General features: G+C 40.2%; 9 protein-coding genes, 11 tRNA genes and 1 rRNA gene. 19 read left to right on the top strand and 2 right to left on the bottom strand.

Annotated elements, in window-relative coordinates; translation table 11 throughout:
- Window positions 1-51: 51 nt before the first annotated feature.
- Window positions 52-633 (bottom strand): rhomboid family intramembrane serine protease, encoded by a 582-nt coding sequence (locus tag ACE199_RS21195; protein ID WP_127758801.1) that lies wholly within the window; start codon window positions 631-633, stop codon window positions 52-54.
- A 77-nt stretch (window positions 634-710) separates the two neighbouring features.
- Between ACE199_RS21195 and acpS the strand changes: the two genes are divergently transcribed.
- The 6 genes from acpS (at window position 711) to ACE199_RS21225 (ending at window position 7,143) form a co-directional block, all read left to right on the top strand.
- Window positions 711-1,073: a holo-ACP synthase gene (gene acpS / locus ACE199_RS21200; RefSeq protein WP_375351512.1), complete on the top strand. Its 363-nt coding sequence runs from the start codon at window positions 711-713 to the stop codon at window positions 1,071-1,073.
- A gap of 310 nt (window positions 1,074-1,383) precedes the next feature.
- Window positions 1,384-2,394 (top strand): LolA family protein, encoded by a 1,011-nt coding sequence (locus tag ACE199_RS21205; protein WP_375351513.1) that lies wholly within the window; start codon window positions 1,384-1,386, stop codon window positions 2,392-2,394.
- A gap of 278 nt (window positions 2,395-2,672) precedes the next feature.
- Window positions 2,673-3,827, top strand: a complete 1,155-nt coding sequence (gene alr / locus ACE199_RS21210) for an alanine racemase (RefSeq protein ID WP_375351517.1) — start codon at window positions 2,673-2,675, stop codon at window positions 3,825-3,827.
- A 156-nt stretch (window positions 3,828-3,983) separates the two neighbouring features.
- Window positions 3,984-4,268 carry a CopG family ribbon-helix-helix protein gene (locus ACE199_RS21215; protein WP_119118988.1) on the top strand — a complete coding sequence of 95 codons (285 nt, stop codon included), beginning with the start codon at window positions 3,984-3,986 and terminating at the stop codon, window positions 4,266-4,268.
- 7 nt (window positions 4,269-4,275) lie between these two features.
- Window positions 4,276-4,626, top strand: a complete 351-nt coding sequence (locus ACE199_RS21220) for a type II toxin-antitoxin system PemK/MazF family toxin (protein ID WP_119118987.1) — start codon at window positions 4,276-4,278, stop codon at window positions 4,624-4,626.
- A 348-nt stretch (window positions 4,627-4,974) separates the two neighbouring features.
- Window positions 4,975-7,143 carry a Tex family protein gene (locus ACE199_RS21225; RefSeq protein WP_375351519.1) on the top strand — a complete coding sequence of 723 codons (2,169 nt, stop codon included), beginning with the start codon at window positions 4,975-4,977 and terminating at the stop codon, window positions 7,141-7,143.
- Between the two features lie 51 nt (window positions 7,144-7,194).
- Here the strand turns inward: ACE199_RS21225 and cmpA are convergent, their stop codons facing one another.
- A complete protein-coding gene (gene cmpA / locus ACE199_RS21230) occupies window positions 7,195-7,314 on the bottom strand; it encodes a cortex morphogenetic protein CmpA (protein WP_119118989.1) in 120 nt (39 codons plus the stop codon).
- An 89-nt stretch (window positions 7,315-7,403) separates the two neighbouring features.
- Here cmpA and ACE199_RS21235 point away from each other — a divergent pair, with 89 nt between their 5' ends.
- The 13 genes from ACE199_RS21235 to ACE199_RS21295 all read left to right on the top strand — a co-directional run.
- Window positions 7,404-7,865: a SprT family protein gene (locus tag ACE199_RS21235; RefSeq protein ID WP_375351514.1), complete on the top strand. Its 462-nt coding sequence runs from the start codon at window positions 7,404-7,406 to the stop codon at window positions 7,863-7,865.
- 144 nt (window positions 7,866-8,009) lie between these two features.
- A tRNA-Asn gene (locus tag ACE199_RS21240) sits at window positions 8,010-8,084 on the top strand.
- A gap of 4 nt (window positions 8,085-8,088) precedes the next feature.
- Window positions 8,089-8,179: transfer RNA gene (locus ACE199_RS21245), tRNA-Ser, on the top strand.
- 17 nt (window positions 8,180-8,196) lie between these two features.
- A tRNA-Glu gene (locus ACE199_RS21250) sits at window positions 8,197-8,268 on the top strand.
- A 15-nt stretch (window positions 8,269-8,283) separates the two neighbouring features.
- A tRNA-Asp gene (locus tag ACE199_RS21255) sits at window positions 8,284-8,360 on the top strand.
- Between the two features lie 50 nt (window positions 8,361-8,410).
- Window positions 8,411-8,485 (top strand) — tRNA-Gln (locus tag ACE199_RS21260).
- A gap of 9 nt (window positions 8,486-8,494) precedes the next feature.
- Window positions 8,495-8,570 (top strand) — tRNA-Lys (locus tag ACE199_RS21265).
- A 12-nt stretch (window positions 8,571-8,582) separates the two neighbouring features.
- Window positions 8,583-8,664: transfer RNA gene (locus ACE199_RS21270), tRNA-Leu, on the top strand.
- A gap of 56 nt (window positions 8,665-8,720) precedes the next feature.
- Window positions 8,721-8,806, top strand: a tRNA-Leu gene (locus ACE199_RS21275).
- 22 nt (window positions 8,807-8,828) lie between these two features.
- Window positions 8,829-8,905, top strand: a tRNA-Arg gene (locus ACE199_RS21280).
- Window positions 8,906-8,912: 7 nt separating this feature from the next.
- A tRNA-Pro gene (locus tag ACE199_RS21285) sits at window positions 8,913-8,989 on the top strand.
- A gap of 27 nt (window positions 8,990-9,016) precedes the next feature.
- A tRNA-Gly gene (locus ACE199_RS21290) sits at window positions 9,017-9,090 on the top strand.
- 96 nt (window positions 9,091-9,186) lie between these two features.
- Window positions 9,187-9,247, top strand: a 16S ribosomal RNA gene (locus ACE199_RS21295); the annotation flags it as partial.

Below are 9,247 nucleotides of genomic sequence, written 5' to 3' on the forward strand. Positions count from 1 at the left end.
TTTCGTTCACATAGCCAAGAATAAAAGAAGCTACTAAACAGTTAGCTTCTTTTATTTACGCCAAAATAGTGGAGCGAGAATGACACCTGCAAGTAAGCCGCCGATATGAGCGACAATGTTTATATTAGGTTGGATAAATGTCATAATAACAGCGATGCCTGTTAGCGTATAAATCGTATGAATTTCATTTTTAGATAAGTGATGCTTTCGAAAACGAGCCATATAGAGGAAAAATCCGAGAATGCCAAAGATCGCTCCGCTTGCTCCGGTATGAATGAAGGTAAGTGGTGTTAAGAAAAAGGTAGCAATATTGGCGATAATCCCTGTTACTAGAAAAAAAAGAGCAAACTTTATAGAACCCAGAATTTTTTCAAGTGCTGGACCAAAGATGGCTAGGGAAAACCCATTAAACAATATATGGGTAAACGAGTAATGTAAAAAAGTTGGGGTAAGGAGTCGCCACCATTGACCATCTGCAATGTACAAGTTAACACCTGTTCCGTAATGAATGATATTTCCAAGAAACGATGGAAATAAGGTTAGTACGAATACAATCATCATAAAGAAAATGTAGGAGGTAACAGCAGGGAAACAACGTACATACTGTTGAAAGCTTTCAGTTCTTATAAACATAGATTCTCCTTTTGGAAGATTGAAATGGTTGTACTCATTTTATGAATGTTACGTCTATTATAGAAGGGGTTGTTTAGATGATAAAGGGAATAGGGATTGATATTACAGAAATTCAAAGAATGAAGCAGATTATAGAGCGTCAACCACGTTTTTTCGAACGAATTTTAACAGCTAATGAACAAAGCCGGTATGAGCAGCTGAAGGGAACGCGGCAAATTGAATATATTGCAGGGCGCTTTGCGGCTAAGGAAGCTTTTTCAAAAGCAAATGGAACAGGAATAGGGAAGCACTTGTCTTTTCTTGATATTGAAATTATGGTCGATGAAGCAGGGAAACCCTGCATTACTGCGCCAATATCCAAAGGAGTCCATTTATCCATTAGTCACAGCAAAGAATATGCCGTTGCTCAAGTCGTCATTGAAGAAGTAGAAGAACCTTAACAGAAGCGCTGTTTTCCTGCTGATCGAGCTTCAACATTTAGTTTGTTGTGCAGAGGATAATGGCTCCTAACAGGCACAGGCCGCTTGTTAGTTTCATTCAAATTGCTGTATGTGCTTGCCCAAGCAGCTTCCGCTTTTCGAATCATATTTGCTGAGGTTGTCTCATATACTTCTATTGCGATAGAGAGAGACAAGGTTGGGTAAAGCGAAGCGGACTTCAGGTGGGAGATGCATCAAGATAAACGCTAAGTCTTAAGGTCCTGCCTTTTCCTCTCTCTTTTATGTTTAAATGACAAAAGGGGTTGAAAAGATGAAGAAAATGGGGATTCTTTTGGCTGGGGTTATGCTGTTGTTGGCTCTCAGTGCCTGTGGTCAGAAATCACAAGCTGATGTTGTGACAGCTTTAAATGAAAAGGTTGAAGAAATGAAAGGCTACAAAGCAAATGCGAAGATGACGTTACAGATGGGGACCGATCCGCAAGTATATAACGTGGAAATTTGGCATAAGAATCCTTCTTTCTATCGAGTGAATTTGAAGAACCAAGAGAAAGAACAAAGTCAAATGATTTTAAGGAATAATGAGGGAGTATATGTTTTAACGCCTGCGTTAAATAAGAGCTTTAAGTTTCAAAGTGAATGGCCTGAGAATAGCAGCCAAGCGTATTTATACGAGTCACTTGTAAAAGATATTACGGAGGATAAAAGTGCGACGTTTAAAGAAGTAGATAACCAATATGTGTTTGAAACAAAAACGCGCTATCAAAATAGTAAAATGTTGCCTGTTCAAGAAATTACATTGAATAAAAAGGATTTATCTCCAGTTAGTGTAAAAGTGATGGATCCAGATAAAAATGTGTTAGTTACAGTGGAGTTCTCCAAGGTGAAATTCGATACAACGTTTGATAAAGATGCGTTTGATATGCAGAAAAATATGACAAGTGCTCAGCTTGAGGTAGAAGTGATGGCTGAAGTAAAAGATCAAAATTTCTCTGTTAAATATCCAGCGGAAATGCAAGGTATGAGTTTAACTGACGAACAACGAATTGATACAGAAAATGGAGAACGGGTTGTTTTGACGTATGAAGGGGAAAAGAACAGCTTTACATTAATTCAAGAGAAGGCTGAAGTGGTCCAAACTAAAATCGTTTCGACAACTGTAAATGGAAATCCAGTAGATTTAGGATTTACAGTAGGTGCATTAGCCGATAATATGGTGACGTGGACGTATGAAGGAGTCAACTATACGCTTGCTTCACAAAGCTTATCTCCAGATGAAATGGTAGAGATAGCTCGTACAGTTGGAGTGGAGCCTGTAAAATAGAGTGGAATTTTGAAAACACAGAGGCTGTCCTATTGATGGAGACAGCCTCTATCTTTTTGGACATCGTTGTTGCCTGTAAATGGCCTATATGACATATAGCTCTTTTCCTTTCTGTTAAACCGTTTTAAAATAAAGGAAAACTTCCATCAGTGGGGACCCCGCTTATGGGTAGTTGAACAAGTCGGACAGTTGTGTCCCAGCTTGGGGCAGGAGGTCTTGCTGCCCGTTAAGCATGAAATAAATGGAGAAATAATGAAAGAAGGTTACGTAGTTTGAGTATGCAGGGGTTTCACCGCGATACATGGGCGGAAGTGAATTTAGATTACATTTATGAAAATGTTGTTTCTATGAAAAAAATATTGCCGCAAGATGTAAAGATGTTTGCTGTTGTGAAGGCGAATGCATATGGACATGGTGATTATGAAGTAGCAAATACAGCACTTAAAGCGGGGGCCAATTTTCTTGCTGTCGCTTTTTTAGATGAGGCACTTGCCCTCAGAAACAAAGGAATTACAGCTCCTATTCTTGTGCTTGGTGCATCTAGACCGGAAGATGCCGGTATGGCTGCAGAAGCGCACATTTCTTTAACGGTTTTTAGCCAGGAGTGGCTGGAGCAAGCGAAGCAGTATGTAGGGGAGAAACAGGTTCTTCATGTGCATATTAAATGTGACAGCGGTATGGGGCGAATCGGTGTACGTACTCCGGAAGAATTGCAGGCTCTTGAACAGTGGTTATCGAACGAACTTCGGTTTAGATTTGTTGGAGTTTTTACGCATTTTGCAACAGCTGATGAATTAAATTTATCATATTATCAACAGCAGCTAAATACATTTAAAATGTTGTTATCTTCTTTACGAAAGCTTCCTGAACTTGTTCATGCGGCAAATAGTGCAGCTTCATTACGATTTACAGACCCTTTGTTTAACGCTGTACGTTTTGGGATTAGTATGTATGGGTTAAGTCCGTCTCCAGATATTAAGCAGCTATTGCCTTTTACGTTGAAAGAAGCATTTAGCTTGAAAACAAAAATCGTACATGTGAAACGGTTGAACAAAGGCGATCATGTTAGCTATGGAGCTACTTATACGACGGCAGAAGAAGAGTGGGTTGCTACATTGCCTATTGGTTATGCGGATGGGTGGATTCGTAAGCTGCATAGCCAGGATGTAATTGTTGCAGGTGAAAAGGCGCCGATTGTTGGCCGAATTTGTATGGATCAGTGTATGATTAAGTTGTCTCAACCACTTCCCATTGGGACAGAAGTGACGTTAATTGGTGAAAGTGATGGGTTAGCGATTTCGGTAGATGAGATTGCCGCGACATTAGAAACGATTAATTATGAAGTGACGTGTATGATAGCGGCGCGTGTACCGCGTGTATATAGGCAGAATCATCAAGTATCACATGTCCGTAATACGCTCTTAAATGATTGATTTTGTAAAAAATTACAAAAATGTGAATAATATTTATTGCGGTTCGCTGATAATAAGACAGAGGATGGAATATACTCTTTGCAGATAGGTATTTTAATGGTAATATGGAAAAGGTATATAGACTATGGTGTGTAGTGATGGTGGAGGTGTATGCTTGTGTCTGAATCCGGCGCAACAAGAGAGATAATAATTCGATTACCTCAAAATGTATTAACTGAGTTAGACGGGTATGCGAGTGAAGAAAACGTTAATCGCAGTGAGTTTATTTATCGTGCCACGACTATGTATCTTCGTAAAAAGAAAGAATTTCGGGAATCAATGAAACGTGGCTATATTGAAATGGCGGCCATTAATTTAACAATCGCTTCTGAAGCATTTCAGGCTGAATATCCAGAATATGAAGCTGAACATGCTGTCGAGCGATTAGCTAGTGGAGGCTGAGCCATTGATTGTTGTTAAGCGTGGTGACGTATACTTCGCAGATCTTTCTCCAGTTGTCGGCTCAGAACAAGGTGGAACCCGTCCGGTACTCATTCTTCAAAATGATATCGGAAATCGCTTTAGTCCGACAGTGATTGTGGCAGCCATTACAGCTCAAATTCAAAAAGCAAAATTGCCAACACATGTGGAGATTAATGCGAAAAAATATGGATTCGAGCGAGATTCCGTTATTCTTTTAGAACAAATTCGCACGATTGATAAGCAACGCTTGACAGACAAAATTACGTATCTCGATGAAACAATGATGCAAAAAGTAAACGAAGCTTTACAGATTAGTTTAGGTTTGAAAGAATTTTAGAGAAAAAATGAATTCCTATAGCAGGATGCTATTATATATGTTCTTTTTTATAAATAAAGACTAGGCGATTCCGGTTAACGACACTGGGGTCGTTTTTTTTTTGCCAATTAACATTTGATTAGGAAATAGAGCCGATGCCCGTAATGAATTGGTTGAGCTAATCATTCATAAGGAGAGAGCGGATTAGCGGTGCGCGTTTTACTTTATCCCACTCTTAACGGGCAGTAAGGCCCCCACTGATGGAAGTTTCACTTTATAAAATGTTCTTCTAGATAGTGAGGTTCGCAACGTATGGCTATATTTGCTAGACTGTATATAAGAATGTAAAAGCTTGGGGGAAGAACATTGATGATACAAAATGAATTAGTGAAGCAAATAGCTGTAGAATTAACTTTGAAAAGTCATCAAGTGCAAAATGTTATCCATATGCTTGAAGAGGGAAATACGGTTCCGTTTATTGCTCGATATCGGAAAGAGATGACGGGGGCACTTGATGAAGTGCAAATTCGTTCAATCATGGAACGGTGGAACTATTTAGAAAATTTAAATCAGCGAAAAGAAGAAGTTATTCGTTTAATTGAAGAGCAGGGAAAGTTAACGCCAGAGTTAAAACAGCAGATTGAAAAGGCGGGCAAGCTGCAAGAAGTAGAGGACGTGTATCGTCCGTATAAACAAAAAAGAAGAACAAAAGCAACCGTTGCTAAGGAAAAAGGATTAGAGCCGCTTGCTGATTGGTTGTTAGCTTGTCATTCTAATCCAGCTGTTGAAGAAAAGGCAGTTGAGTTTCTTTCAGGAGAAAAAGAAGTGCGATCTGTCGAAGAGGCGATTTCGGGAGCAAGGGATATCATTGCAGAACAAATTTCTGATAATGCCGAGCTGCGTAAATGGATTCGTTCATCCATCTTTAAAACAGGAAAAATCGTTTCAACTGTGAAAAATGAAGAAAAAGACGAAAAGAAAATTTTTGAGATGTATTATGAATATGAAGAGCCCGTCCAAAAAATTGTCCCGCATCGCGTATTAGCGCTTAATCGTGGTGAAAAAGAAGATGTGTTACGAATCTCTGTGCATCCTGTAATGGATTCTATTATTCAATACATTGAGCGTAACGTAATTACGAAACCGCATACAGAGTCAGCTGCTATATTGAAGGAATCTATTGAGGATAGTTTCAAACGCCTTATTATGCCATCTGTTGAACGGGAAATTCGTAAAGAATTAACAGAGAAGGCGGAAGATCAAGCCATTCATATTTTCTCAGAAAACTTAAGGAATTTATTATTGCAGCCGCCATTAAAGGGGAAGGTTGTATTAGCGGTCGATCCTGCATATCGGACAGGCTGTAAGTTAGCTGTGATTGATGAAACAGGGAAAGTATTAGAGATTAGTGTCATTTACCCACATCCGCCTGTTTCGAAGCGAGCAGAAGCAAGGGAAAAAACAATAGCTATCTTGCAAAGATTTGCAGTAGAAATTGTTGCAATCGGAAATGGAACGGCCTCAAGGGAAACAGAACAGTTTATTGCAGATATTTTAAAAGAAGTCGAAGGCAGTCTTTCTTATATCATTGTAAATGAGGCAGGGGCGAGCGTTTATTCTGCATCTGACATTGCTCGTGAAGAATTCCCGAATCTCCAAGTGGAAGAGAGAAGTGCGGTTTCGATTGGCAGAAGACTTCAAGACCCGCTTGCAGAATTGGTGAAAATTGATCCGCAGTCTGTTGGTGTCGGTCAATACCAGCATGATGTTTCACAGAAAAAACTTTCAGAGTCGCTTTCTTTTGTTGTAGAAACGGCTGTGAATCAGGTAGGCGTGAATGTTAATACGGCTTCTCCTTCACTCTTGCAATATGTAGCAGGTTTATCAAAAACAGTCGCTCAGAACATTGTTAAGAAAAGAGAAGAGGAAGGGAAGTTTACGAGCCGAAAAGAATTGAAAAACATCCCTCGACTCGGAGCGAAAACGTATGAACAATGTATCGGGTTTTTGCGAATTTTGAATGGAAGTGAACCACTCGATCAAACTGCTATTCACCCAGAGAATTATAGTGCCGTTAATAAGTTGTTAAAGAAAATAGGGTTTACTTCAGCAGAATTAGGTAGTGAAGCGTTAAATGAGGCGTTGAAAAACTTAGATTTAACCTTATTAGCAGAAGAGTTAGAAGTTGGCGAGATGACGTTAAAAGATATTATTGATGACTTAATGAAACCCGGACGAGATCCACGTGATAATTTAGCGAAGCCGCTTTTGAAGCAGGATGTGTTGAAAATAGAAGATTTACAAGTGGGGATGGAGTTACAAGGTACGGTACGAAATGTTGTTGATTTTGGCGCCTTCATTGATATCGGTGTGAAGCAGGATGGGCTTGTGCATATTTCGAAACTAAGCAATCGTTTTGTTAAACATCCTCTAGATATCGTAGCGGTTGGAGATGTTGTAACGGTTTGGGTCGATCAAGTTGATGTTCAAAAACAACGGGTGGCTCTAACGATGCTGCAACCAAAAGATCAAGGTTAATTTTTTTGAAAACATCTTCAGGGTGAAGGTGTTTTCTTTATCATTGGAGAACTATGAGCGAAGGCTGTCATTTCTCTGATACAGAAACCAATATCGATTTAGCATTTTGATTTGTGAAGAATCTTTCTCAAAAAAGGCTCTGCGCATTTGATTTTGAAACCATTTAGGCATCATAGGGTTTCCTCCCCTTGGTGTCTCCTATTTTTTCACCAGTATATGCTATAATAGGTTGTCAAGTTACGATTGAAAGGAAAAAAAGTATGAATGACGAACAACTTCAAACACTCGTTGAAGCCATTTCACTTTCCGATTTTCAAAAAACATTTGAACATCGTGCCTATTTTAATCCGCGTCTTCGCACAACGGGAGGGAGATATCTGCTTACGTCTCATAACATAGAAATTAATAAGAAGTATTATGAGGAGCAAGGGATGGAAGAGTTGATTGGGATTGTGAAACATGAGTTATGTCATTACCATTTACACTTAGAGAAGAAAGGCTATCAGCATAAAGATGCGGATTTTAAACATCTATTAAAAAAAGTGGGTGCTCCAAGGTTTTGTAAACCGTTAGCTGTTAATAACAAAAGACATAAGACAAAAATATATGAATACAGTTGTAAAGTCTGTCATCAACAGTATATGAGAAAAAGGCGTGTAAACATTAATCGTTTTGTATGCGGGAAATGTAAGGGAGTGCTATCTTTAGTACGAGAAATTTAAAGGGAAGAAAGAATTTTAAAAACAATTGTTGACTCTGCCTAGAAAAGTGTGTATACTCTAAAGAGTCGACAAGATAACAGCTTGTTATTTGAGACAAAATAGAGTTCTTGGAAATAAATTGTGAAAGAACTTGGTTTATATTGTTCCGCAGTAGCTCAGTGGTAGAGCACTCGGCTGTTAACCGAGCGGTCGTAGGTTCGAATCCTACCTGCGGAGCCATTTTGGGGAAGTACTCAAGAGGCTGAAGAGGCGCCCCTGCTAAGGGTGTAGGTCGGGTAACCGGCGCGAGGGTTCAAATCCCTCCTTCTCCGCCATTTATATAATCTATCAAGGCCCCTTGGTCAAGCGGTTAAGACACCGCCCTTTCACGGCGGTAACACGGGTTCGAATCCCGTAGGGGTCACTTTTATAGAAGTTTGGTCCGGTAGTTCAGTTGGTTAGAATGCCTGCCTGTCACGCAGGAGGTCGCGGGTTCGAGTCCCGTCCGGACCGCCATATTTTTTTAGTATATAAAGTTATTTTAAGATAATAATAAAAAAGGTCATTGGGCTATAGCCAAGCGGTAAGGCAACGGATTTTGATTCCGTCATGCGAAGGTTCGAATCCTTCTAGCCCAGCCATTTTCATGTGAGTCATTAGCTCAGTTGGTAGAGCATCTGACTTTTAATCAGAGGGTCGCAGGTTCGAATCCTGCATGACTCACCATTTTTTGTTTATGCGGGTGTGGCGGAATTGGCAGACGCACCAGACTTAGGATCTGGCGCCGCAAGGCGTGGGGGTTCGACTCCCTTCACCCGCACTTAAAAAAACACTTGATTTAAAAAAATATAAATGATATAATAAGAATCTGCTTTTGCGGTCGTGGCGGAATGGCAGACGCGCTAGGTTGAGGGCCTAGTGGGGGCAACCCCGTGGAGGTTCAAGTCCTCTCGGCCGCACCAATAATTATCGTTTAGTAAATATGCGCCCGTAGCTCAATTGGATAGAGCGTCTGACTACGGATCAGAAGGTTATGGGTTCGACTCCTTTCGGGCGCGCCATTATATACGGGAAGTAGCTCAGCTTGGTAGAGCACTTGGTTTGGGACCAAGGGGTCGCAGGTTCGAATCCTGTCTTCCCGACCATGACTTTAATTGAAAATTATGATATATGCGGGTGTAGTTTAGTGGTAAAACCTCAGCCTTCCAAGCTGATGATGAGGGTTCGATTCCCTTCACCCGCTCCAATGATTGCTCTTTGAAAACTGAACAAAACAAAGTGCCAACGTTAATTTTTAAGTGAGCACACACTATAAAAAAGTGCAACATGAGCAAGTCAAATTCTATCGGAGAGTTTGATCCTGGCTCAGGACGAACGCTGGCGGCGTGCCTAATACATGCAAG

Origin of the sequence: Peribacillus sp. Hz7, assembly GCF_042136355.1 — a bacterium.
Lineage (GTDB): Bacteria > Bacillota > Bacilli > Bacillales > DSM-1321 > Peribacillus > Peribacillus asahii_A.

Bases quoted from the DNA above. Each gene is read 5' to 3' on its own strand.
- ACE199_RS21195 (WP_127758801.1), bottom strand. From the start codon at position 633: ATGTTTATAAGAACTGAAAGCTTTCAACAGTATGTACGTTGTTTCCCT.
- acpS (WP_375351512.1), top strand. From the start codon at position 711: ATGATAAAGGGAATAGGGATTGATATTACAGAAATTCAAAGAATGAAG.
- ACE199_RS21205 (WP_375351513.1), top strand. From the start codon at position 1,384: ATGAAGAAAATGGGGATTCTTTTGGCTGGGGTTATGCTGTTGTTGGCT.
- alr (WP_375351517.1), top strand. From the start codon at position 2,673: ATGCAGGGGTTTCACCGCGATACATGGGCGGAAGTGAATTTAGATTAC.
- ACE199_RS21225 (WP_375351519.1), top strand. From the start codon at position 4,975: ATGATACAAAATGAATTAGTGAAGCAAATAGCTGTAGAATTAACTTTG.
- cmpA (WP_119118989.1), bottom strand. From the start codon at position 7,314: ATGCCTAAATGGTTTCAAAATCAAATGCGCAGAGCCTTTTTTGAGAAA.
- ACE199_RS21235 (WP_375351514.1), top strand. From the start codon at position 7,404: ATGAATGACGAACAACTTCAAACACTCGTTGAAGCCATTTCACTTTCC.